1 protein-coding gene is annotated in these 463 nt (G+C 39.1%); it reads right to left on the bottom strand.

Annotated features, from left to right (window positions below; translation table 11 throughout):
• On the bottom strand, positions 1–463 hold a 463-nt coding region (locus TD18_RS17245; protein WP_040254301.1), incomplete at both ends, for a hypothetical protein.

Below are 463 nucleotides of genomic sequence, written 5' to 3'. Positions count from 1 at the left end.
TGTGGATTTGTAATATTGGTATAAGGAACTGGTAGTGGGTTTATAGCATTATCCGCATCAAACTGTGTCAGATAATAACTCACCGAGTAATTAGGGTTTGGAGCTATCTCCTGATTCTTTACTGAAATATCTATAATGGTTAGTCCATCTGGAACGCCATCGTCACAAACCTCTAAATCCGTCGGTACTACCAATGCAGGAAGAGGATTTACAACCAATTCAAAACTACCTGTGGCTATACAACCTGTGGTAGTACTCACTGATGCATAATAAATCGTTTGAGGATTGCTAACATTACTATATGGACTTGCTAGAGAATTAACCAATCCCTGAGCATCTGCCAAGGTCTCATAATAACTCACAACAACCGATTGACCATCAGATATTTCTGAATCTTTAGTCGTTAAATCAAACAATTCTACCTCATCACCTGGCGCATTATCATCACACAACTCATATGGCG

Origin of the sequence: Psychroserpens mesophilus (assembly GCF_000826645.1) — a bacterium.
Classification (GTDB): Bacteria; Bacteroidota; Bacteroidia; order Flavobacteriales; family Flavobacteriaceae; genus Psychroserpens; species Psychroserpens mesophilus.
The sequence above is the reverse complement of the archived record's forward strand: the minus strand, read 5'-3'. Positions and strand labels throughout refer to the sequence as shown.